17 protein-coding genes are annotated in these 23,158 nt (G+C 57.8%); all 17 read left to right on the forward strand.

Features of this window, described 5'->3' with window-relative positions; genetic code table 11:
- The first annotated feature begins 89 nt into the window (after positions 1-89).
- The 17 genes from pdxR to IEX10_RS03640 all read left to right on the forward strand — a co-directional run bounded on the left by pdxR (position 90) and on the right by IEX10_RS03640 (position 23,141).
- Positions 90-1,571 carry a MocR-like pyridoxine biosynthesis transcription factor PdxR gene (gene pdxR, locus IEX10_RS03560; RefSeq protein ID WP_188670955.1) on the forward strand — a complete coding sequence of 494 codons (1,482 nt, stop codon included), beginning with the start codon at positions 90-92 and terminating at the stop codon, positions 1,569-1,571.
- 127 nt (positions 1,572-1,698) lie between these two features.
- Positions 1,699-2,775 (forward strand): extracellular solute-binding protein, encoded by a 1,077-nt coding sequence (locus IEX10_RS03565; protein ID WP_188670956.1) that lies wholly within the window; start codon positions 1,699-1,701, stop codon positions 2,773-2,775.
- An 84-nt stretch (positions 2,776-2,859) separates the two neighbouring features.
- Positions 2,860-3,990, forward strand: a complete 1,131-nt coding sequence (locus IEX10_RS03570) for an ABC transporter ATP-binding protein (RefSeq protein WP_188670958.1) — start codon at positions 2,860-2,862, stop codon at positions 3,988-3,990.
- Positions 3,991-3,999: 9 nt separating this feature from the next.
- Positions 4,000-4,866, forward strand: a complete 867-nt coding sequence (locus tag IEX10_RS03575) for an ABC transporter permease (protein ID WP_188670960.1) — start codon at positions 4,000-4,002, stop codon at positions 4,864-4,866.
- A 16-nt stretch (positions 4,867-4,882) separates the two neighbouring features.
- Complete coding sequence (locus tag IEX10_RS03580) at positions 4,883-5,743, forward strand: ABC transporter permease (protein WP_188670962.1); 861 nt, start codon at positions 4,883-4,885, stop codon at positions 5,741-5,743.
- Between the two features lie 12 nt (positions 5,744-5,755).
- A complete protein-coding gene (locus IEX10_RS03585; RefSeq protein WP_188670964.1) occupies positions 5,756-7,372 on the forward strand; it encodes a GMC family oxidoreductase in 1,617 nt (538 codons plus the stop codon).
- 13 nt (positions 7,373-7,385) lie between these two features.
- Positions 7,386-8,672, forward strand: coding sequence for an NAD(P)/FAD-dependent oxidoreductase (locus IEX10_RS03590; protein WP_188670967.1), 1,287 nt, complete (start codon positions 7,386-7,388; stop codon positions 8,670-8,672).
- Positions 8,673-8,795: 123 nt separating this feature from the next.
- Positions 8,796-9,956, forward strand: a complete 1,161-nt coding sequence (locus IEX10_RS03595; protein ID WP_188670969.1) for an HPP family protein — start codon at positions 8,796-8,798, stop codon at positions 9,954-9,956.
- Positions 9,957-10,154: 198 nt separating this feature from the next.
- Entirely contained in the window at positions 10,155-11,966 is a 1,812-nt protein-coding gene (locus IEX10_RS03600; RefSeq protein ID WP_188670971.1) for an autotransporter assembly complex protein TamA, read from the forward strand.
- Positions 11,963-15,637, forward strand: a complete 3,675-nt coding sequence (locus IEX10_RS03605) for a translocation/assembly module TamB domain-containing protein (RefSeq protein ID WP_188670972.1) — start codon at positions 11,963-11,965, stop codon at positions 15,635-15,637. Before IEX10_RS03600 ends, IEX10_RS03605 begins: the two co-directional genes overlap by 4 nt.
- Positions 15,638-15,799: 162 nt before the next feature.
- Positions 15,800-16,435 carry a helix-turn-helix domain-containing protein gene (locus IEX10_RS03610; protein ID WP_229678412.1) on the forward strand — a complete coding sequence of 212 codons (636 nt, stop codon included), beginning with the start codon at positions 15,800-15,802 and terminating at the stop codon, positions 16,433-16,435.
- A gap of 73 nt (positions 16,436-16,508) precedes the next feature.
- Complete coding sequence (locus tag IEX10_RS03615) at positions 16,509-18,098, forward strand: ABC transporter substrate-binding protein (protein WP_188670974.1); 1,590 nt, start codon at positions 16,509-16,511, stop codon at positions 18,096-18,098.
- 75 nt (positions 18,099-18,173) lie between these two features.
- Positions 18,174-19,283 (forward strand): M24 family metallopeptidase, encoded by a 1,110-nt coding sequence (locus IEX10_RS03620; RefSeq protein ID WP_188670976.1) that lies wholly within the window; start codon positions 18,174-18,176, stop codon positions 19,281-19,283.
- Positions 19,277-20,284 (forward strand): ABC transporter permease subunit, encoded by a 1,008-nt coding sequence (locus tag IEX10_RS03625; RefSeq protein WP_188670978.1) that lies wholly within the window; start codon positions 19,277-19,279, stop codon positions 20,282-20,284. Before IEX10_RS03620 ends, IEX10_RS03625 begins: the two co-directional genes overlap by 7 nt.
- The gene (locus tag IEX10_RS03630) at positions 20,284-21,195 is read left to right on the forward strand and encodes an ABC transporter permease subunit (protein WP_188670980.1); all 912 of its coding nucleotides are present in this window, start codon (positions 20,284-20,286) and stop codon (positions 21,193-21,195) included. The genes IEX10_RS03625 and IEX10_RS03630 overlap by 1 nt, the downstream gene beginning before the upstream one ends.
- A 3-nt stretch (positions 21,196-21,198) precedes the next feature.
- Positions 21,199-22,176, forward strand: coding sequence for an ABC transporter ATP-binding protein (locus IEX10_RS03635; protein ID WP_188670982.1), 978 nt, complete (start codon positions 21,199-21,201; stop codon positions 22,174-22,176).
- The gene (locus IEX10_RS03640; RefSeq protein ID WP_188670984.1) at positions 22,173-23,141 is read left to right on the forward strand and encodes an ABC transporter ATP-binding protein; all 969 of its coding nucleotides are present in this window, start codon (positions 22,173-22,175) and stop codon (positions 23,139-23,141) included. The genes IEX10_RS03635 and IEX10_RS03640 overlap by 4 nt, the downstream gene beginning before the upstream one ends.
- Positions 23,142-23,158: the final 17 nt, after the last annotated feature.

The following is a 23,158-nucleotide window of genomic DNA, read 5'->3' on the forward strand; positions in this document are numbered from 1 at the left end:
GGTAATCTGCGGCATTGACCATAGTTGAAATTGGACCTTACAGTAGGTCCATTCCGATAATAGTAGCGGTCCAATGGGGGAGATGTAAGGTGAAGCAACAGGCGGGTGCCTTGCTGTCCTCTATCCGTATCGAGCGGGGATCGGATCGTAAGATCAGTGTGCAGCTGTATATGGGCCTGCGTGAGATCATCCTGACCGGCGGTCTGGAAGCGGGGAAGCGATTGCCGGCCAGTCGGACGCTGGCCAAGGAGATCGGCGTGTCGCGTACCACGGTGATTGATGCGATCGACCGGCTGGTGTCTGAAGGAATGCTGGTGTCCCGCGTGGGGGCGGGAACCTACGTCAGTGACGTGCTCGCCCCGCCACAAACCAATGCGCAACAGCGCGATGCACCAAAGGACGAGCAGGCAGAGCCGCAACTTTCCCATAGGTTCACCGTCGCGCTGGACAGTTTCGCACCGCGCCAACGATTGCCCCATAAAAGTCAGGCGTTCATAACTGCACTCCCCGCGCTAGAGGCTTTCCCGATGACCCATTGGGCGCGGATCTCGGCGCGCCATCTGCGGGGCAATCGGGACGAGATGATGGGCTACGGTCCGCCGCAAGGGTTGGATCGGCTGCGGCGTTCCATTGCAAGCCACCTGAACGCGGCGCGGGGGATCAGGTGCAGACCGGAGCAGATTTTCATCACCAGCGGGGCGCAGCAGGCATTTTCGGTGATCGGGCGCGTTTTGCTGAACAACGGGGATAAGGTCTGGTACGAAAACCCCGGCGCGATCGGCGCTGGCAATGCGCTGGTGGCGAATGGCGCAAGACTGGTGCCGGTGCCGGTGGACGGGGACGGGCTGGATGTGGAGCAGGGATTGCAGCTTGCGCCGGATTTCCGGTTGGCCTTCGTCACCCCGTCCCACCAGCAACCCCTTGGCCATGTTATGTCCCTGCCACGGCGTCTGGCGCTGTTGGAAGCGGCCAAAGCGGCCAATGCGATGATCGTCGAGGATGACTATGACGGAGAGTTCCATTTCTCGGATCGGGTGCAGCCTGCTTTGAAAAGCATAGATACGCAGGACCGTGTGATCTATGTGGGGACGTTTTCCAAAACTCTTTTCCCTTCGGTGCGGCTGGGGTTCATCCTATCGCCCGGCAGTCTGGTGCCGGTGTTTGATCAGGTGTTCACCAGCTGGATCAGCGGCCCGTCCACTGCAACGCAGGCGATTGTCTCGGATTTCATGGATGAGGGCCAGTTCGCCACCCATATCCGCATGATGCGCAGGCTTTATAAGGCGCGTTATGATGTTCTGATAGAGGCCGCAAATTCGCTTCCGTCTTCGATACGGGTGCAGCAAACACGCAGCGGGTTTCATACCACGGCCTATCTCGACCCTTGTGTGGACGCGGGTGCGTTGGTTGAGCAGGCCAAGGGACGTAACGTAATTACCGCCCCCTTGGCGCGGTACTGTCTAGCCCCTGTTGAGCAAAACGCACTTGTGCTGGGATTTGGCAGTGCGAAGCCGGATGGTATTCAGGCGGGGCTCAAAATTTTATCTGGATTGCCCGCTCTTGATATATAACTCTGTTACAAATTGGTCTGATAAGAATTCCGCAATGGATATGAGTCGCAGTCCAATGCCTTTCTAAGGTTCAAATGCGGCTGACTAGAACCCGGCGCTGCTGCGTCGATACTTCAGGGAGTAAAAAATGAAACATAAAACAAAAATAACCGGTCTCATGGCGGCGATGCTGCTGACCACGGCCTCTTTCGCACAGGCTGAAACATTGCGCCTGCTGACTTGGGGGTCTTACGCACCCGAGGAGCTGGTTCAAAAGTTTGAAGAGCGCTATCCCGATATTGACGTGGAAGTGACTTTCTCGAACAACGAGGAAATGATCGCCAAACTGCGCGCAACTGGCGGGGCGGGCTTTGATCTTGCACAGCCAAGCCACGACCGCATCCACGCCGCGCAGATGGAATATGACATCTACAAGCCGCTGGACCTGTCCAAGATTGACACATCCGTCATGGAAGCCTCCCATCTGGAGGGCGTGAAGGCCAACACCACGATTGATGGCGAAGTTTATGCGGTTCCACACCAGTGGGGCACATCCGGTCTGATGGCCAACAAAGCTGTGGCACCTGACTTTAAGGGCTGGGGTGATCTGTGTGATCCGCAGTATCAGGGCAAAACATCCATGCGCCTGAAACGTACCATTCTGCTGGGCACTGCGTTTTCCATGGGGCATGATCCATTTGCGGCTTACTCCGACCTGGATAAATACCAGCAAATTCTAGACGAAGTGGCCGAGAAGCTGATCGAATGTAAAGCCAATATCAAAGCCTATTGGAAGGGCGGCGACGATCTGTCAGCCATGATGCTTTCGGGTGAAATTGTAGCCTCCGAGACATGGGATTCCACTGCGTATAAACTTTACGGTCAAAACAAGGATATCGTGTTTGTGCCGCCGGCAACCGGTGCGCTGGCTTGGATCGACACATTTGCACTGCCGCGCAAGGGCAAGGCTGATGACGCGGCCTACAAATGGATCAACTTCGTGCTGGAGCCTGAAAACGTGACAATCATGTCCGGCAGCACCGGCGCGATTGCGGCTGTAAAGGGTGGGCTGGAACTGCTCCCCGAAGACAAGCGCAATGCTGTGACTGCGGCCTTTACAGATGCCGACATCGCCAACCTGAAGTTCTTTGCCAACATCCCCGCAGGTGTCGAGGATATGGAAGGCAAAACGCTTGAGAAGATCAAAGCGGCCACTGGCGGCTAAACTATCTGTTCATAGGGGCGGCGTTTCATATGACGCCGCCCTTTTTCTATCTGCTTTGCCCCCCCCTGACCACTGGATTTTCGAATGAACACTGCCACACTGACCGATTCGGCCCTTGAAACTGCATATGATCTGGAATGCAGCAACATCCACAAATCCTTTGGATCAGTCCGCGCCGTGGACGATGTTTCATTCACGATCCCAAAAGGGTCCTTCTTTTCCATCCTCGGGCCTTCTGGCTGTGGCAAGACAACCCTGATGCGAATGATTGCGGGGTTCGAAGATCCCACGTCAGGCGATATTCAGATTAAGGGCAAATCGGTTCTGAACACGCCGCCCAACAAGCGAAACGTGAAGATGGTGTTCCAGCATCTTGCGTTGTTCCCGATGATGAATGTCTATGAAAATATCGCATACGGGCTGCGCTGTGTTGGGACGGACAAGGCTGAGATTGACCGTAAGGTTAAGGACGTTCTCGACCGGATTGCATTGCCGGATGTGGCAAACCGCGAAATTCACCAGCTTTCGGGCGGCCAGAAACAGCGGATCGCGATTGCGCGCTGTATGGTTATGGACCCTGATGTGCTGCTGCTGGATGAACCGCTCGGCGCGCTGGACCTAAAGCTGCGCGAGGCGATGAAGATTGAACTGAAGCTGCTACAACACCAGTTCAATACCACCTTTATCTATATCACCCACGACCAGTCCGAAGCCTTGGTTATGTCTGATCACGTCGCCATTATGAACGAAGGCCGCTTTGAGCAGATCGGCCGTCCCGAGGATCTGTACCACAATCCGCAAACGTCTTTCGTGGCGGGGTTTGTCGGGGATTCCAACCGCTGGGCGGGCCGCGTTGTGGCAGAGGACGCCAGCGGCTTTAGGTTGGAAACCGACGCGGGGCTGGTGATGACCAGCGTTCGCGCTGTCGGGCAGCGCATCAGCGCTGGGCAGAATGTCTCTATCTTTGTGCGGCCCGAGTTTATCAAGGCCCGCAAAACTTCCACCCCGAGTGCTGACGGTGGCGAAAACAGCCTGCAAGGGCGCGTGGATTCCGTTCTGTTCAACGGTGCCAACAGCCGCGTTCTGGTGCGCGGTCCGGTGGGCGAATTGATCGAAGCGGATGTGGTTGTCACAGGGGGCGCGGACGATCTGCGGGCTGGTGATGATGTGACGCTCGAATGGTCTGCTGCGCAAACTATGTGTTTTGCGGCGTAAGGGAACGATATGCAATCTGACATCAAACGCCTTTCGCTGATCCTGCTTTTTGCGCCTTTTGCGCTGTGGATTGCCTTGCTGATTATCCTGCCTCATATGGGGATGGTTGTGCTGTCCCTGCGCGAAAAAGTAGCGCCACGGGTCTATGAATTCGGGTTCGGAAATTACATTGATTTCATAAACGAGCCGATTTACTGGAACACACTGCTGCGCACGGGCTCCATGTCTATACTGGTGACATTTCTGGCGCTGTTGATCGGCTTTCCCATCGCTTATTACATCGCCAAAATTGCCGGCAAACGGTCCCGCGGGGCCTTGTTCCTGCTGTGCCTGATCCCGCTGTGGGTCAGCGATCTGATCCGCGCTTTCGGCTGGATCTTGCTGCTGCGCGAAACCGGCGTGATTTCCACATTCCTGATCCGCATCGGCCTGATCGACCAGCCGATCGAGTTTCTTTACAATGACATTACGGTCGTCATCGGGCTGGTTTACACCGTGATCCTGTTCATGATTGTCCCGCTTGTTTCAACCCTTGACGGGATGGACAACGCTATGATCGAGGCGGGGTATAATCTGGGCGGCAACGGCTTCACCGTGCTGCGCCGGATCATCGTGCCTTACGCCATGCCCGGTATCGTGTCGGGGTGTATCGTGGTGTTTATGATGACCGCAGGCAGTTATCTGACGCCGATCTTGTTGGGTGGCAAGAATTCGAGCTGGTTCACTGAACAAATCTATGACCAGTTTATCACCCGCTTCAACTGGGAGAGCGGCGCTGCCTTTGGCTTTTTGCTGCTGGCCTTTACCTCTGTTGTTGTGTGGATCGGTTTGCGCCTGACAGGGCAAACGCTGGCCAACACTGTAGCGAAAAGCTGAAGGGGAGGGATCAGACATGGCATCATCAACCAAAAATCAGGCCTTCCTGTTCGGCTACCGCGCTTATATGGCGGCGTTCTTTATCTTTCTGGCGGCTCCTCTGGTAGCGGCGGGCAGCTTTGCCTTTAACGATTCCCTGTTTCCGGCGCTGCCATGGCAGGGATTTACTCTGGACTGGTTCTTTAACGATAGCGAACCAAAACTTGGCATGTTCCACGACCGCCGCCTGCTGCGGGGGCTGTATTATTCGGGCATCATCGGCGTCATGGTTTCGCTGCTGGCGGTTTTTGTCGGCACCACCAATGCGTTCCTGTTTGTGCGCGGCAACTTTCCGGCCAAGAACTTTTTCTACATCCTGATGATCCTGCCGCTGGTTATTCCGGGCGTGATCCTTGGTATTTCCATTCTGGTCATGGCCAGCAACATTGCCAACGGGGTGGAAGACAGGTTCAATCTGGAACTGGAGTTCCTGCGGCCCGGTATTCTGCTGGTGGTTTTCGGCCAGTTCAGTTTTGTGACCACGATCACTTCGCTGGTGATCACCGCACGGCTGAAAAAATTTGATACCTCACTGGAAGAGGCCGCCCTGAACCTCGGGGCGAGCCGCGCACAGGTCTTGCGGACTGTGACGCTGCCGTTCCTGCGTCCCGCGATGATCGCAGCGGGGATCGTGGCGTTTCTGGTGTCGTTTGAGAATTTCAACACCACGCTGTTCCTTGTCGGGTCTGAATCGCCGCTAACCATCACGATGTATGACCGGATGGCCAAAGTCGGCTCTACCCCTGTGCTGAATGCTGTGTCATTCTTCCTGATCGTTGGGTCCGGTTTGCTGGCGCTGATCAGTGTTGTGATCCAGCGAGACCCCAAGTCCGAATAAGAGAGTACATCAATGGATCAGGTGGATTTTATCGTCGTGGGCGCAGGCTCGGCGGGATGTGTGTTGGCCAACCGGCTGAGCGAGAACGGCAAGTATAAGGTACTACTGCTGGAGGCGGGCGGTAGTGATCTTAACTTCTGGATCTGGCTGCCCATTGGCTATGGCAAGACCTTCTATAAGCGCAGTGTCAACTGGATGTATGAAACAGAGCCGAATCCGGAGCTGAACAACCGCGTGTCTTATTGGCCGCGCGGCAAGGTTATGGGCGGCTCCAGTTCGATCAATGCGATGGTCTATATTCGCGGACAGGCGCAGGATTTCGACGGCTGGAAGGATATGGGCAATCCGGGTTGGGGCTGGTCCGATGTGCTGCCCTATTTCAAAAAGGCAGAGACCAACGATCGTGGCGGCGATGACTTTCGCGGCGATTCCGGCCCGCTGCACGTGGGGACGATGGACCGTTTCCTCCATCCGATCTGTCAGAATTACATCACGGCAGGCGAACAGATCCAGATACCGCGCAATGCCGATTTCAATGGCGCCAGTCAGGAAGGTCTTGGCACCTATCAGAACACAGCGCGTGGCGGGATGCGTATGTCCACGGCGCGTGCCTATATCCGTCCTGCCCGCAAACGGCGCAACTTGCGGGTGGAAAAACGCGCGCTGGCCCAGCGGGTGCTGTTTGAAGATGGCCGCGCTGTGGGTGTGGAATACAGCCAGAATGGCAAGGTAAAACAGGCCTTCGCAGGGCGAGAGGTGATCCTGTCTGCCGGTGCGATCAATTCGCCCCAACTGCTCCAACTTTCCGGTATCGGCCCGGCGGCGCTGCTGAAATCCAAGGGGATTGAGGTGGTAAAAGACGTGGCCGGAGTCGGCCAGAATCTGCAAGACCATCTGGGGATTGATTTCCTCTTCCGCTCTAAGGTGCCGACTCTGAACAATCAGCTTCATTCGTGGCACGGCAAGTTGCTGCAAGGGATGCGTTATGTGCTAACGCGCGGCGGGCCGCTGTCGCTCGGGGTTAATCAGGGGGGCGGGTTTATCCGCTCCCGTCCGGGGCTGGACCGTCCCAACATGCAGGTGTTCTTCTCGCCGGTCAGCTACACGAAGGCGCCTCCGGGCAAGCGTCCTTTGATGAACCCCGATCCCTTCGCGGGGTTTCTGCTCGGCACCCAGCCTATGCACCCGACCAGTCGGGGCCATCTGGCAATCCGCTCCAGTGATCCCGCTCAGGCTCCTGAAATTCATCCCAATTACCTGTCAACGGAACTCGACATGCAGGAAATGCTGGAAGGCATGTATTTTATGCGCAAGCTGGCTGCCGCGCCTGCTTTTCAGGAAATCATCGAATCCGAAATCGCGCCCGGTGCAGATGCGCAGGACGATGCCGCCTTTATCGAATACATCCGCGAAAAGGTCGGCACAGTGTTCCACCCAGTCGGCACCTGCAAAATGGGGCCGGACACACAGACCGATGTGGTGGATGCGCGGCTGAAATTGCATGGTATCGAAGGGCTGCGGGTGGTGGATGCGTCGATCTTCCCCACGGTGACATCGGGCAACACCAATGCTCCTGCTATTATGGTGGGCGAAAAGGGTGCGGATCTGATTTTGCAGGACCATTTATAAAGACGGTGGCATCATGTTTACAGATGATTTCAAACAAACCCCTTACTGGTGGGAAGCCGCCCCGATCGCGGAGCGCACGCCAGACGATTTACCCCAGAAGAAGGTCGATGTTGCGATCATCGGGTCTGGGTACACCGGTCTGCAAGCGGCTGTTCAATGCGCGCGGGCAGGGCGCTCTACTGTGGTGCTGGAGGCCGAAGCGCTCGGCCATGGGGCCAGCACCCGCAACGGAGGACAGATTTCTACCTCGGTGAAGTTCGGGCTGGAAAAGCTGACCAAGCGCTACGGGCGCGAAATCGCTGAAGGTATCCTGCAAGAAGGTCAAGCCTCGCGCGATTATGTGGAACGGTTCATTCAGGACGAGGGCATCGCGTGTCACTTCAACGCGGCAGGCCGGTTTGACGGTGCCCACAGCCCGCGCCACTATGACAAGATGGCCAAGCAGGTGGCCGCGGGCAGCTATCTGAACACCGGCGCTTATATGGTGCCCAAAGCGGATATGCCGGCTGAACTGGGGACAGAGGCCTATCACGGAGGTATGGTTTACCCCCGCCACGCCAATCTTCATCCGGCACTCTATCACAAGGGATTGCTTCGCGTGGCACAGCAGGCCGGGGGGCAGGTCCATTCCCATTGCGCCGTAACAGGGCTAAAACGGCAGAACGGCGGCTTCTTGTTGAACACCGTAAAGGGGCCGGTAGAGGCCGCGCGGGTGATCCTTGCCACCAACGGATATACAGGGGGCATATCCCCGTGGCAGCAGCGCCGCCTGATCCCGATCGGGTCTTACATCATCGCCACCGAAGAACTGCCCGAAGCCCTGATCGACCGTCTGATGCCCACGGATCGCAACATCTGTGACAGTCGCAAGCTGGTCTATTACTACCGCCGCTCCCCTGATCGCAAACGCATCCTGTTTGGCGGGCGGGTGTCCTTGCAAGAGGCCGACCCGAAAATCAGCGGACCCCGTTTGCACCGCGAAATGGTGCATCTGTTCCCCGAACTCGCCTCCACCAAAATCAGCCACAGTTGGACCGGCATGGTGGGCTACACCTTTGACACGCTGATGCATGCGGGGCAGGACGACGGGCTGTTTTATGCAATGGGGTACTGCGGGTCAGGCGTTGGCATGTCGAGCTATATGGGGATGCGCATCGGACAACAGGCGGTCGATGACCCGCGCGGCATGACCGCCTTTAACAAGATCCCCTTTCCGACACGCCCCTTTTATCAAGGCAACCCGTGGTTTCTGGCGCCGTCTGTCATGGCCTACCGTCTTTGGGACAAGACGGGGCTATAAAGCCGGTGGTGCTGTCGGTGTCAGCGCTTTACGTTGGGTAATCCGTGGTTGTGCCTGCGCACAGGGGCGATATACCTCGGGTCCGACGCCCAACGGGGCAATGGTTGAAAGGGCGGTTTCCCGATGCAGATCAGACAGTATCTGGGCCATATGTGGCGCGGGCTTGGTCCTGCCAACAGCGGCGTGCCACCAGCCGAGATCGCCCGCGCCAGCTTTGGCGCAATGCTCGGGCTTGGGCTGGTGGGGGGGATGATCCCCTTTCTTGATCCGCGATTGGGACTGTTCATGATCGCCCCCTTCGGGGCCAGTGCGGTTTTGCTGTTTGGGGTGCCAAACGCGCCGCTGGCCCAGCCTTGGGCGGCGGTTGTGGGGAACACGGTCTCTGCCATCGTTGGCGTTGCTGTCTGCCTAAGCGTGGAAGACCCGACCTTGCGGGTGGGGCTGGCGGTTGCGCTGGCGCTGGTTGGGATGATGGTCACGCGGTCTGTGCATCCGCCGGGCGGGGCTGTGGCGATGACCGCAGCACTCAACCCTGAAGTGATCCTTGAAACCGGCTTTTTCTTTGCGCTATCCCCAGTGGCGTTGGGCACGGCTGTGCTGGTTTTAGGGGCGATGATCTATGCCCCTCTGACCAAACGCCACTATCCGTTCCGCCAGTTTGACGATTCCAATGAGCGCGGCACCCAAGACCCCCCCGCGGCTGAGCGTCTGGGACTGAGCGAAGACGACCTCACCGCGATCCTGCAACAATACCGTCAGTCCTTGAACCTTGGGGTGGAGGATCTTGCCCGCCTGATCGGGGCCGCCGAGATGCAGGCCGCGGGGCAGCGCAGCGGACCGATGACGGCAGAGGACATCATGTCTCGGGATCTGGTCACGGTGGGACCCGAGATGCGTGTGGGCAAGGTTGCGGATCTGTTTCGCAAGCACGGGTTTACGACCCTTCCGGTGATCGACAAAAACGATAAGTACCTTGGCGTGATCTTCCAGATTCACCTGATCCGCCGCGCCCGTGAGGATGCCTTGCGACTGAACCGCCGCTTCGGGGCCACCATGCAACGCCTGTTGACGCCGCGCCGCCCCGAGGCTGTCAGGGCAAGGCACATCATGGCCACAGGTTTACCGCTCGTATCGCCGGAAACCCGTCTCGGCACGTTATTGCCGATCCTAGGGGACGGAGGTCATGACGCGGTTCCGGTGGTTGCAGACGGCCGTTTGGTCGGTATCGTCGCGCGCAACGACCTGATTACAGCGCTGGCGCGGGAAAGTCTTCGAAAGAACTAAACGGGCGGAACAGTAAACCCGCAGCAAGGGTTGATCACACCAGCGTGATGGATTGCATCTCAAACTGGTGGTGTAACATTCCAGACAGGTCCTGTAAGATTCGGACCAAAGTGCCTTGCGCACAGCGGAGCGCCGCTTGACGGATCGCCCGAGAGTAACAGATCAGATGGGGGCAGTACTGAAGTGACGGGGCATACCTTGGGTAAATTTGTAAAGACGACCACATGGGCGGGCGCTTTTGCGGCTGTCTTGGGCGCGGGATTGACTGCGTCGGCGGAAACCTTTGATCTGCGGATTGTTGTGGGGCAAGAGGATGATGACCTAGCCGAAACGCTGCAAAATGCGTCCCTCTTGGTGGAACTGCAATCCCGCGAAAACGTTGCAATTCAAGACATCATCGCCTCTGCCCGCGCTGATTATGAACGCATCGTTACGGCGCTATACGGTGAAGCCCGCTATGCGCCGGTGGTCGAGATTAAGATCGACGGTCGCGAAGCCAGCAGCCTTTCGCCGTTCTACTCTCCGAAATCGGTGCAGAATGTAGAAATCCGCGTTAAATACGGCCCTCTGTTCCGGTTTGGTCGCGCTGATGTTGCCCCTGTGGCCCCCGGAAGCGAACTGCCTGAAGAATTTGCCACCGGAGCACCGGCGCGGGTCGGGGTGTTGCAAGACACGGTCGATGCAGGGATCACCGGCTGGAGAGCGGTTGGTCACGCCAAAGCCGAACTGGGCGGCCAAAGCGTCACCGCGCGCCATGCGCAACAGCAGATAGACGCGGGTATCCGTCTTGCTCCCGGGCCGCAGTTGAAATTCGGGCGCCTCTTGGTCAGCGGAAACGAGGCCGTGCGCACAGAACGCATCCACGACATTGCCGGTTTCCCGTCCGGCCACGTATTTTCGCCCGAAGAATTAAAGCGGGTTTCCACACGCCTGCGGCGCACAGGGGCTTTCCGCGTAGTGGCCCTGAACGAAGCCGAACGGATCGGACCTGACAACACCCTTGATGTGACCGCGCAACTGGTGGAATCCCCGCCGCGCCGGTTCGGGTTTGGCGCTGAAATCTCTTCGGAAGACGGGCTTGGTCTGTCAAGTTACTGGCTGCACCGCAACTTGTTTGGCGGGGCGGAAAGACTGCGTCTTGATGGTGAAATATCCGGTATTGGCGGCGAAACCGGCGGCACTGATTACACCGTTACCCTGCGATTTGATCGGCCCGCGACGTTTAACGAGGACACCGATTTTTACGTCGAAAGCGAAGCAGAGCGTCTGAACGAAGAAACCTACACCACTGAATCATTCGAGCTTGGCGCGGGGATCACGCGCTATGCCTCTGACAATCGGGAATACTCTTTCGGGTTGGGTTATCGGTTTGCAGATGTCGAGGATGCTTTTGGCCCCCGACGCTATTCCCTGCTGATGGCACCGGCCACGGCCACGTTTGATTATCGTGACAATCCGCTTGATGCCAAAGAGGGGTATTACGCCAAGGCAGAGTTCACACCGTTTTACGCGTTAAGCGGTACGGACAGCGGTGCGCTTGGCAGGCTCGATTTGCGGGCCTACAAAACCGTCGGCTCGGCTGAGCGGGTGACGTTTGCTCTGCGCGGGCAGCTTGGCACGCTGAGTGGACCGGAGTTGTCTACTGCACCAAGCGACTTCCTGTTCTATTCGGGCGGGGGCGGCACTGTGCGCGGGCAAGGTTATCAATCTCTGGGCGTCGATCTGGGCGGTGGCATCACCGTTGGGGGGCGTTCGTTTTTGGGGATTTCTGCGGAAACCCGCGTCAAGATCACCGACACAATCGCCGCGGTCGGGTTCTATGATGCAGGTTACATCGGACGGGAAAGTTTCCCAGACGGATCATCCGGCAACTGGCAATCAGGGGCGGGTCTTGGCTTGCGGTACAATACCGGATTTGGCCCGTTGCGTTTGGACGTGGCTGTGCCCGTCAGTGGACCGGGAGACAATAGCGGCGTTGAATTTTACATCGGAATAGGACAATCGTTTTGAATTTGCGCTCCATTCGCACCGCTTTAACCTGTCTGTTGATGCTCTTTGCCCTGCCGGTTTTGGCGCAGGATGACGCAACGCCTGCGGAGGAAACGGAGCAGGAGGAATCTGACAAAGGTTTCCTGACCGAACTGCTTCAGGATTCCCTCGGAGGAGAGGGGCGCGTGGTTTCGATCAACGGATTTAGCGGCGCGCTCAGCAGTACGGCGACTATGGACAGCATCACCATTGCGGATAACACCGGTGTGTGGCTGACGATGGAAGGGCTGACCATGCAGTGGAACCGCAGCGCCCTGTTGCGCGGTCGCGTAGACATTGAACTGCTGGCCGCCGATATGATCCGGCTGGACCGCCTGCCGGTCACACCTGACACTGGGCTGCCCGATGCCGAGGCGCAACCCTTTGCCTTGCCGGAACTGCCGGTTTCGGTAAGCGTTGGGGAATTGCGGGCGCAAGAGATTTTTCTGGGCAACAGTATTCTTGGCACAGAAATGGCCCTGACGCTGGAGGCTTCGGCGCAGCTGGCGGATAATGTGGCCGATGTGAACCTGCGGGCGCAGCGGATTGACGGGCAGGAAGGCGCTTTCAGAGTTGTTGCCGGATACTCCGGTGCCACGCAGGAACTGTCGCTCGATATTGCCCTTGAAGAAGGTGAGGGCGGGATTGCAGCGCGGCTGCTCGATCTGCCGGGGCTGCCCTCGGTAGAGCTGGCCGTGCAGGGCGCCGGAACGCTTGATGATCTGGAAACCGACGTGCGGATCGCAACCGACGGGGCGGAACGCCTGACCGGTGAAATCCGTCTTACCAGCGAACAGGCAACCCCGGTGGACGGTACCCAAGCAGATGCAGATGCGAGCGCCGAAGTCACCCGTGGTTTTGAGGCAGACATCAGCGGCGACATCACCGCGCTGTTCGCCCCGCAGTATCACGACTTTTTCGGCGATTCTGTGCGGTTGCGGGCTACAGGGCAGAAGTTGCCCGATGGTACGCTGGAACTGGCAGAACTGGACCTTGAAACCAACGAACTGTCGTTGGAAGGCTCCACCACACTCAATCCGCAATACTGGCCGACCAAATTCGATCTGAACGCGGTTCTGGCAGGGGAAAAATCTGTTGTGCTGCCCATACCGGGGGTTGAAACCCGGGTGGATCGCGTGGCGCTCAACCTGACATACGACCGCGCAGCAGGCAGCAATTGGAGCGGTGATTTCAGCATCCAAGAACTGGTTCGTGACGGCATCCGCATCGGTACAGTTGATCTGGATGCTGCGGGGATTTTGCGTGATGACATTGGCACGGTAGGGCAGGTAACGGCTGATCTTAATCTGGATGCCGGTGATTTCGACTTTAACGATCCTGCACTGGCGCAGGCATTGGGGACTTTTGTTAAGGGCGGTCTCAGCCTGAATTACACTGAAGGCGAACCGCTGGAGCTGACACAGATGAACTTGCGCACCGGATCCGCCGTGCTGACAGGCGCGGCCACGGTGAACTCTCTGGAAGATGCCTTTGAAACCCTGCTGGATGCGCGGCTGGTGGCGGATGACCTGTCAAAGTTCTCTGGCCTTGCCGGTCAGGACATAAGCGGGGCAGCTGCGGTGAACCTGAAGGGTACGGTAGCGCTTGGCGGTTTCTTTGATCTTGACCTATCCGGGGAACTGGACAACCTCGCGATCAATCAGGCCGAGGCAGATAAACTGCTGCGTGGGAAATCCACCTTTGCGGTAGAGGCCAAACGGGATGAGACCGGAACGCAGTTGCGTCAGGCAAAGTTGGAAAATGATCAGATGACGCTGGCTGCCAACGGGCGTTTGGCGGCAGATGATGCAGAGTTTACTTATGCGTTGAGACTGGAGAATGCCGCGATGTTTGATCCGCGATTGCCGGGTCCAGCGACAGTGAACGGTACGGCTGTGCTTGATCAAACCGGCTGGAGTGTTGACCTGAAAGCTGCCGGTCCTATCGGCGCCGAAGCCGAGGTTTCAGGCCTTGTGACAGGCCCGCAAGCTGCGGTCGAGTTCCTTTTTAGCGTACCTAATATCAACCCGCTGGTGCCTGCCTACAGGGGACCGTTGCAGGTAGAAGGACGCGCGGCCCAATCCGATAAGGGCTGGCGCATCCAGACAGAGATCGACGGTCCTTACGGGCTGGATGCGACGCTTGCGGGGCTTGCGACCGGTGAAACACCGATGTTAACCTACACCGCAAGCCTGCCGGACATCAGCCCGATCGTGCCAAAGATCAGCGGGCCGGTCACGGCCAGCGGCACCGCAAAGCAGTTAGGCGAGATCTGGCAGGTAGACACGGGTTTGACCGGACCGGGTGGTATGCGTGCGCGGGTCGCGGGCGATGTGGCAACGGATGGCACGCTCGACCTTGCAACGAGCGGCGTCGTGCCTCTTGCGATTGCGGACCCCTTCATTGCACCGCGCAGTCTGAACGGGCAGGCCAGCTTTGATCTGACAGTGCGTGGACCGGCGGATGTATCCTCGGTTTCGGGGCGGATAACAGCGCAAAACGTCCGGCTTGCAGCGCCTGCATTACAGCTTTCGCTGACGGGGATTGACGCAAATATTGGCCTGAGCGGTGGACGCGCGACCGTTTCGGTAACGGGCGGGATCTCATCGGGGGGGCAATTGTCGGTTAACGGGGGTGTGAATCTGACTGGTAACTTGCAAGCCGATCTGTCCATCGCGCTGCAATCCATCGCTCTGGTCGACCCCGAGCTTTACAACACAACAGTGAACGGTGCCTTGACCGTCAGCGGCCCGCTTAGCGGTGGGGCGTTGATTTCAGGCGGAATCGACTTGGGCGAAACCCAAATCAAGGTTCCAACAGCAGGGGCTGTCGGGTTTTCCATCATCCCCGATATTGTTCACGTCCGTGAAAGCGCTGCCGTGCGCAGAACCCGTGCCAAGGCTGGCCTGACGGGCAGCAGCGGTTCTGGCAGTGGCAATTCGGGGGGATCGTCCTCCGGAGCGTTTCGGCTGGATATACGGGTGCGCGCGCCTTCGCAGATATTTGTGCGGGGACGGGGGCTTGATGCCGAACTTGGCGGGCAGGTGCGCCTGACAGGGACCACAACCAATGTAATTTCGGCTGGGCGGTTTGAACTGATCCGCGGGCGGCTCGATCTGTTGACCCAACGCTTTGATCTCGACGAAGGCAGCGTTCAGATGCAAGGGGATCTTGACCCCTACATCCGCTTCGTTGCCACCACCGAGACCAGCACAGGCACCGCATCAATTATTGTTCAAGGGCAGGCGTCTGATCCCGAAGTGACCTTTGAATCCGATCCGGAAGCGCCGGAAGACGAAGTTCTGGCGCAAATCATCTTCGGGCGAGATATTTCGCAGCTTTCGGCATTTCAGGCGTTGCAACTGGTTAACGCTGTTCGAACCCTTGCCGGAAAAGGCGGCGAAAGTGTCATATCCAAACTGCGCCGTGGTCTGGGTGTGGATGATTTGGACATTGTGACCGATGATGAAGGCAACACCAGTGGTCGGGTCGGTAAATACCTTTCGGACAATATCTACACCGATGTTACCGCTGGTCAGGCTGGCAGTTCGGTATCGCTGAACATCGACCTCACGCCCTCTGTCACGGCGCGGGGCAGTGTCGCCAGCGATGGCGAAAGCAAGCTCGGAATATTTTTCGAGCGGGATTACTGAACATAGTCACAAACTAGAGGTTTAGGCAGGCCGCTCGGTCCGCCTAAGCCGTTGTGAAGTATAATTATTTTCTGACAATAATTTTTATTGTTGACGCAAAATTTATTTCTGCGCACCCTACGCGCCAACATCAGCGCAGACTGGTGCCAATGGGAGGATTCTGTGTCAGCAGCACACAAGAAAGATGTGAATGGTCTCGGGGCCAGAATGCGCCGTCAGAGACAACGACGCTCTATGACGTTGCAGCAGCTCGGTGCGGCCAGCGGCGTGTCTGTTGGCTATCTCAGTCAGGTGGAACGGGACCGCGCCACGCCGACACTTGGGACCCTGTCGCAGATCGCGCAGGCATTGGGGCAGTCGGTCGATTATTTCATTCGCACGCCCGAAGTCGCCGAGAGTTTTACCCGTGACGGTACGCGCCCGCGTTTTTCGGTTGCTGGATCGTCGGTTGAATACGAACAGATCGGGGTGAACCTGCCCGGTCACGAAATGACGTCTTTTGTGCTGAACGTGCCGCCCGGTTACGAATCCGAACTGATCCAGCATGTGGGTGAGGAGATCATTTACATTCTGGATGGTGAAATCGTGCAGCGGGTTGGCGGACGGGAATACACCATGACCCGAGGCGACAGCTTGCATTATCTTGGTGAAAAGCCCCATGGTTGGGCCAATACCTCAGAACATCCCGCGCGGATCCTATGGGTCGGGCGGATGCAGTATCAAAAATCCGGAGAGCTATCTCAGGGTGATACGGAACACGGTGCACAAGTTGCAGAACTTGTCCCGATGCGCCCCTAGCAGGGCGAAACCCGCAGACAGAAACATCTGCTGCCAATACATCAAAACCAAACCAACGGAGAATAACGAAACAATGACACTTAAAACCACACTGGCTTCGAGCCTCTTGCTTGCCTCGCTGGGAAGCGGCGCATTTGCACAATCACTGGTCTACTGTTCGGAAGGTTCCCCAGAAGGCTTTGACCCAGCACTTTACACAGCGGGCACCACATTCGATGCGTCGAGCCAACCGCTTTACAACCGTCTGGCGGAATTCAAAACCGGCACCACGGAAACCGTACCGGGCCTTGCTGAAAGCTGGGAAGTTTCCGAGGACGGCAAGACCGTTACCTTCAAGCTGCGCAAAGGTGTGAAGTTTCACTCCAACGACCAGTTCACCCCGACACGGGATTTCAACGCAGATGATGTGATCTTCACATTTGATCGTCAGGGCAACGAAGAGAACGCCTATAACAAAGTGTCCGGCGGCACTTGGGAATACTATGGCGGCATGTCCATGCCGGACCTGATCGAGAGCATCGAAAAGGTTGACGATCACACGGTTGTATTCAACCTGACCCGTCCTGAAGCACCGTTTGTTGCCAACATGGCGATGGACTTTGCATCTATCGTGTCCAAGGAATACGCTGATGCGATGATGGAAGCGGGCACACCGGAAATGCTGAACCAAGCGCCAATCGGCACGGGTCCTTTCTCTTTCCAAGCCTACCAGAAAGACGCGGTCATCCGCTATCTGCGCAACGACGATTACTGGGGCAACAAAGCCAAGGTTGATTCCCTGATCTTCGCAATCACTCCGGATGCTTCTGTTCGTTTCCAGAAGGTTCAGGCTGGCGAATGTCACGTCATGGCCTATCCAAACCCTGCGGATGTGGAGTCGATGAAAAGCGACGAAAACATCGTTGTGATGGAGCAGGAAGGCCTGAACGTTGGCTACCTTGCTTACAACACGCAAGTGGCCCCATACGACAACCCCAAGGTGCGTAAAGCCCTGAACATGGCGATCGACAAACAATCCATCATCGACGTTGTGTTCCAAGGTTCCGGCCAGATCGCCAAGAACCCGATCCCGCCAACCATGTGGTCCTACAACAACGATATTCAGGACGATTCCCACGATCCAGAAGCAGCCAAAGCGATGCTGGAAGCTGAAGGCGTGACCGATCTGTCCATGAAAATCTGGGCGATGCCGGTTCAGCGTCCCTACAACCCGAACGCGCGGCGCATGGCCGAGCTGATGCAGGAAGATTTCTCTAAAGTCGGCGTAGACGTGGAAATCGTGTCCTATGAATGGGGTGAATATCTGTCCCGTTCCAAAGAGCTAGACCGCGACGGCGCGATTCTGCTGGGTTGGACAGGTGACAATGGTGATCCGGACAACTTCCTCGCAGTTCTGCTGGGTTGTGACGGCGTTGGCAAATCCAACCGCGCACAATGGTGTAACGAAGAGTTCGACGCTCTGATCCAGAAAGCCAAGAGCGAGTCTTCCCAAGAAGAGCGCGCCAAGCTGTACGAACAAGCGCAGGAAGTCTTCAAGGACCAAGCTCCTTGGGCAACCATTGCGCACTCTGTTGTGTACATGCCAATGCGCCCAGAAGTGGAAGGCTACGTGGTTCACCCGCTAGGCAGCCACATCTTCAACGAAGTCGGATTGTCCAAGTAATAATCCACGACACAGGGGGCGGCATCAAGATGCCGCCCCCACTCCTTTCACCTCCAGTCGACGAGTGACCGACACGTGACACATACCCTGACAGACCGCCTTGCCCCTTATGCCGCCGTTGCGGCCGACCTTGGCGTTGACGCCGTGGCCCTTGTGCCCGGACCAAATTTTACCCGCGCGGTAGAGCACAGTTTCATGAGCCACGAGAGGCCGTTTGTACTGGTGATCCCTGCGAAAGGCGCCCCTGCGGCGCTGGTGCCCAATCTTGAGCTTGGCAGCTGGACGATGGTCGGCTTTGAAGGCGCTGTGTTCGACTGGCGTGACCAGACAGGATATGCAGACGCATTTGCAGCGTTGATGGCGCATCTGAAGATTTCCTCTATCGGTGTGGAAGGACAAGTCATGCGCGTCTTTGTCCACCACGCGCTGAAGCAGGCACAGTCTGACCTGCAAATCGTAGATGCAGAGCGCGAAATTTCGGCGCTGCGCATGGTCAAAACCGAAAAAGACGTCGCCGCCCTGCAACTGGCGATCCGGATTTCCGAACGCGCACTGCACCGTACGCTCGACACCGTGAAACTGGGTCAGAGCGAAAAAGAGATCGAGCAGATGCTGATCCAGATGCTGTTTGCCGAAGGGGCGGACGATCTGTCGTTTACCCCTATCGTGGCAGCAGGTGACAACTCTGCTCGGCCCCACGCTCACGCCCGCGCTGATTATGCGGTGAAGGCAGGGGATGCGCTGCTGATCGACTTTGGCGCTTACAAGGACGGCTTTGCGGCCGACATCACCCGCACGGTTTTCCTTGATCACGTCACGGACGAGGGCAGGGAGGTTTATGATACCGTTCTAAAAGCCAACCTCGCCGGTCTGGACGTCACACGCGCTGGCGTCACAGCCCATGAAATCGACGATGCAGTGATCGGTGTGCTGGAAGCGTCCCCCTATGCAGACCGCATCCGCACCAAAACCGGACACGGGCTGGGGCGCAGCGTGCATGAAGCGCCTTATATCGTGCGGGGCAACCATATGAGTTTACCTGCGGGAACCGTTTACACCAATGAACCGGGGCTTTACCAGCTCGGCAACTTTGGTGTGCGTATCGAAGATGACGTTCTGATTACGCAGGACGGTTACAAATTGCTGACCCATTTCCCTAAAGAACTGATGGTGCTTCCGTGCTAAACTATGTCCTCAGCCGACTACTAACATTTGTGCCGACGTTTCTCGGCGTGACCCTCATTTCCTTTGCGTTCATCCGCGTTCTGCCCGGCGATCCGATCATCGTGATGGCCGGAGAGCGGGGCGTCAGTCAGGAAAGATATGACCAGCTTGCCGCGCAATTCGGTTTTGACAGACCAATGTATGTGCAGTTCTGGGACTATTTTACCGGCGTGTTGCAAGGGGATCTTGGCAACAGTTTCGTGACCAAGAAGCCCGTCTGGGATGAGTTTTTTACCCTGTTTCCGGCCACGCTGGAACTGTCGCTCTGTGCGATGATACTGGCGATTATACTAGGACTTCCGGCGGGTGTGATTGCGGCGGTGAACCGTGGCAAATTCTTTGACCGCGCGCTGATGTCCACGGCACTGGTTGGCTACTCCATGCCGATCTTCTGGTGGGCCTTGCTGCTGATCATCGTATTTTCCGGCAACCTTGGCTGGACGCCTGTGTCTGGGCGGATTGATCTGTTGTACTACTTCCCCGATCCCACAGGTTTCATGCTGATCGACAGTCTGGCATCCGGTCAGAAGGGGGCCTTCTGGTCTGCGATCCGCCACCTGATCCTGCCAACCATCGTGCTTGGCACCATTCCGCTGGCGGTGATTGCACGGCAAACCCGTTCCGCCATGCTGGAGGTTCTGGGCGAGGATTATGTCCGCACCGCACGGGCCAAAGGCATGTCGCCGGGGCGGATCAATTCGATCCACGCCCTGCGCAATGCGCTTATTCCGGTGATCACCGTGATCGGCCTGTCGGTTGGCACTTTGCTGGCAGGCGCGATCCTGACCGAGACCATCTTTAGTTGGCCGGGTATCGGCAAGTGGATGGTGGATAGCATCTTCCGCCGCGACTATCCGGTGGTGCAGGGCGGCCTGCTTTTGATCGCTGTGATGGTGATGATCGTAAACCTGACGGTAGATATGCTCTACGGTCTGATTAACCCGAAAATCAGGAAACGGTAATGACTGACGCTTCTTCAACACAGACAGCCAGCGCCATCGGTGAGGAACGTCCTTCCCGCTTGAAAGAATTCTGGTTCTACTTCCGCGAAAACCGTGGTGCCGTCATCGGCCTGTGGATTTTCGCGATCTTTGCCTTCCTCGCCCTGTTCGGGCCGTGGATTGCCCCCCATGACGCAACCGAGCAGTTCCGCACCAACGCGCTGCAACCGCCGTTCTGGCAAGAGGGCGGCAGCACCGAGTTCCTGCTTGGCACTGATCCGCTGGGGCGCGATATGCTGTCCCGCCTGATCGTTGGGGCGCGGTTCTCTTTCTTTGTGGGGATTGTTGTGGTCAGCGTTGCCGCCTCGGGCGGTATCCTGATCGGCCTGCTGGCGGGTTTCGCGCCCAAATGGGTCGACACGATCATCATGCGGATCATGGATATTATTCTGGCCTTCCCATCGCTGCTGCTGGCCCTTGTGCTGGTAGCGATCCTTGGTCCGTCCCTGATCAATGCGATGATTGCCATCGCGATTGTGCTGCAACCCCACTACGTGCGCCTGACCCGTGCTAGCGTGATGTCCGAGCGGCAGAAAGATTATGTCACATCGGCCCGTGTGGTCGGGGCAGGGACGCTGCGCCTGATGTTCGTCACCGTACTGCCGAACTGTCTGTCACCGATCATCGTGCAAGCGGCGCTGTCGTTTTCCACGGCGATCCTTGATGCCGCTGCCCTTGGCTTTCTGGGGATGGGGGCACAGCCGCCTACGCCGGAATGGGGCACCATGCTGGCCGAAGCGCGCGAGTTTATCCTGCGCGCATGGTGGGTTGTCACCTTCCCCGGCCTTGCCATCCTTGTCACCGTTCTGGCGATCAACCTGCTGGGCGACGGGCTGCGCGATGCACTTGATCCCAAACTGAAACGGAGCTGAGCCATGTCACTGTTACGCATTCGAAACCTCAGCGTCGATTTTGCAACCGCATCGGGCAAGTTCCGCGCGGTGGACGGGGTCGATCAGGACGTTAATACCGGAGAGATCCTTGCGATTGTGGGGGAAAGTGGCTCGGGTAAATCCGTGTCCATGCTGGCGATGATGGGGCTGCTGCCCTGGACCGCCACTGTGACAGCGGATGAAATGACCTTTGACGGCCACGACCTTCTGACCATCAGCAAGCGGGAACGCCGCCGTGTGGTGGGCAAGGATTTGGCGATGATCTTTCAAGAGCCGATGTCTTCGCTGAACCCGTGCTTCACTGTGGGCTGGCAGATCAAGGAAACCCTGCGCGTGCATCTGGGGCTAAGCCGAAAGGCCTGCCACGCCCGCGCGGTGGAGCTGTTCGAACAGGTCGGCATCCCCGATCCCGAACGCCGCCTGTCGGCCTTTCCTCATCAGATGTCTGGCGGGATGAACCAGCGGGTGATGATCGCGATGGCGATTGCCTGTAAACCCAAACTGCTGATTGCGGATGAACCGACGACCGCGCTGGATGTAACCATTCAGGCGCAGATTCTGGATTTGTTGACCAGTCTGCGGGACGACAATGGTATGGGGTTGGTGCTGATCACCCACGATATGGGCGTTGTGGCGGAAACCGCCGAGCGTGTCAGCGTGCAATATGCAGGCCAAAAGATCGAAGAGCAGCCGGTGCTGCCCCTGTTCCAAAGCCCGCATCATCCCTATACGGCGGCCCTGCTAGACGCGCTGCCCGAACGCGCAACGGAAAAGCACCTGCCCACCATTCCGGGCATGGTGCCGGGCCAGTTCGACCGCCCCGCCGGTTGCCTGTTTTCCCCGCGCTGCAAATTCGCCAACTCCAAATGCAAAGCCGAGCAACCCGCCCCCCAAGGGCCGGACCTTGGTCACGCGCGGTGTTTCTACCCGCTTAACACGGACGAAAGGATCGCATCATGAGCACTGCACCTGTGATGAAGGCCGAGGCGCTTCAGCGTCACTATGAAGTCAGCGGCGGACTGCTGCGAAAGCCCAACATCCTCAAAGCGGTGGGCGGCGTGGATTTCGCGCTTTACCCCGGCAAAACTCTCGCCGTTGTGGGGGAAAGCGGCTGTGGCAAGTCAACGCTTGCCCGTCTTGTCACCATGATCGAGGAACCGACTTCGGGCAGCCTGACGCTAGACGGGAAACCTGTGGTGTCATCCGATTGGGCCAGCCTGCGCAAATCTGTGCAGATTGTGTTTCAAGACCCTTATGGATCGCTCAACCCGCGCCAGCGGATCGGGCAGATTTTGCAGGAACCCCTGATCATCAATCGCCCCGATATTTCCAAAGCGGAACGGGAAGCCAAAGCGCGGGAAATCCTGTCGCTGGTGGGGCTTCGCCCTGAACATTATGACCGCTACCCCCATATGTTTTCCGGCGGGCAACGCCAGCGTGTGGCGATTGCACGGGCGTTGATGCTGGACCCGAAGGTTCTGGTGCTGGACGAACCTGTTTCCGCGCTTGACCTGTCAATCCAGTCCTCGGTTCTGAACCTGCTGGTGGATTTGCAGGAAAAGATGCAACTGGCCTATCTGTTCATCAGCCACGACCTGAGCGTCGTGCGCCACGTGGCGGATGAGGTAATCGTGATGTATCTGGGCCGCGCGGTTGAGCGGGGCAGCAAGGACGACCTGTTCGAGGCGCCAAAGCACCCCTACACAAACGCGCTGCTGTCTGCGACGCCGCAGGCGGATCCGGCAAATAAGAAGCGCCAGATCAAGCTGAAAGGGGAGCTGCCGTCACCGCTCGCCGTGCCGGAGGGCTGTCCCTTTGCGCCGCGCTGCTGGAAGACGCAGGACCGCTGCCGCGCAGAACGGCCGGAGCTGGGCGTTACCTCCCACACAGCGGCGTGCTTCTTTCCTGAAAACGCAGACGCGTAACCGCTGCCCCAAAAAGG

Source organism: Neptunicoccus cionae (genome assembly GCF_014643735.1).
Lineage (GTDB): Bacteria > Pseudomonadota > Alphaproteobacteria > Rhodobacterales > Rhodobacteraceae > Amylibacter > Amylibacter cionae.

Bases quoted from the DNA above. Each gene is read 5' to 3' on its own strand.
- IEX10_RS03565 (WP_188670956.1), top strand. From the start codon at position 1,699: ATGAAACATAAAACAAAAATAACCGGTCTCATGGCGGCGATGCTGCTG.
- IEX10_RS03570 (WP_188670958.1), top strand. From the start codon at position 2,860: ATGAACACTGCCACACTGACCGATTCGGCCCTTGAAACTGCATATGAT.
- IEX10_RS03575 (WP_188670960.1), top strand. From the start codon at position 4,000: ATGCAATCTGACATCAAACGCCTTTCGCTGATCCTGCTTTTTGCGCCT.
- IEX10_RS03580 (WP_188670962.1), top strand. From the start codon at position 4,883: ATGGCATCATCAACCAAAAATCAGGCCTTCCTGTTCGGCTACCGCGCT.
- IEX10_RS03585 (WP_188670964.1), top strand. From the start codon at position 5,756: ATGGATCAGGTGGATTTTATCGTCGTGGGCGCAGGCTCGGCGGGATGT.
- IEX10_RS03590 (WP_188670967.1), top strand. From the start codon at position 7,386: ATGTTTACAGATGATTTCAAACAAACCCCTTACTGGTGGGAAGCCGCC.
- IEX10_RS03595 (WP_188670969.1), top strand. From the start codon at position 8,796: ATGCAGATCAGACAGTATCTGGGCCATATGTGGCGCGGGCTTGGTCCT.
- IEX10_RS03615 (WP_188670974.1), top strand. From the start codon at position 16,509: ATGACACTTAAAACCACACTGGCTTCGAGCCTCTTGCTTGCCTCGCTG.
- IEX10_RS03630 (WP_188670980.1), top strand. From the start codon at position 20,284: ATGACTGACGCTTCTTCAACACAGACAGCCAGCGCCATCGGTGAGGAA.
- IEX10_RS03635 (WP_188670982.1), top strand. From the start codon at position 21,199: ATGTCACTGTTACGCATTCGAAACCTCAGCGTCGATTTTGCAACCGCA.
- IEX10_RS03640 (WP_188670984.1), top strand. From the start codon at position 22,173: ATGAGCACTGCACCTGTGATGAAGGCCGAGGCGCTTCAGCGTCACTAT.